The organism is Streptomyces atratus, assembly GCF_014648655.1.
GTDB lineage: Bacteria > Actinomycetota > Actinomycetes > Streptomycetales > Streptomycetaceae > Streptomyces > Streptomyces atratus.
Window position 1 is genome coordinate 1 of the sequence record NZ_BMRN01000231.1, and the last position, 579, is coordinate 579.

Annotated in this window: 1 protein-coding gene; it reads right to left on the reverse strand. The window is 64.1% G+C overall.

What is annotated here, in order from left to right; all coding sequences use genetic code 11:
* Positions 1-499 (reverse strand): IS5 family transposase (locus IEZ15_RS44250; RefSeq protein WP_189282555.1); only part of this gene is annotated, 499 nt, incomplete at its 3' end.
* Positions 500-579: the final 80 nt, after the last annotated feature.

Genomic DNA, 579 nt, shown 5'->3' on the forward strand with positions numbered 1-579 from the left:
GGGCGTTTTCGGAGAGGCTTGCGGCGGTGACGGTCACGGCGAGGATCAGGCCGATCGTGTCGGTGAGGATGCCCCGTTTCCGACCGACGATCTTCTTGGCGGCGTCCGTTCCCTGGCTGGTCACGGGCACGTTGGTGGAGGTCTTCACGCTCTGGGTGTCGATGACGGAGCCTGTGGGTTCGGGCTTGCGTCCCTCCTTTACGCGGGCCAGTGCGGTCAGGTCGTAATTGAGCTGGGCGAAGATTCCCTCGTCGCGCCAGGCTGCGTAGTAGGCATAGACGGTGCCGTGGTTCGGGAAGTCGTGCGGGAGGTATTTCCAGGGGATTCCGGTGCGATTCATGTAGAGAATCGCGTTGAACACGTCGCGGAGATCGACTTTGGCCGGCTGGCCGGTGGGCCTGCGGTCGAGCCGGGCTTTTCTCCATGCCGTCAGGGTCGGCTCGATCAGGGCCCATCGAGCGTCGGACAGGTCGCTGGGGTATGGCTTGCGCTGGCTCACGCCGTAGCGTTGACACGGGAGGACCGGAAGGTGCCGTTCCGCTGAACGTCAGGCGGTTCTGGCGCATCCTCAAACCAAAC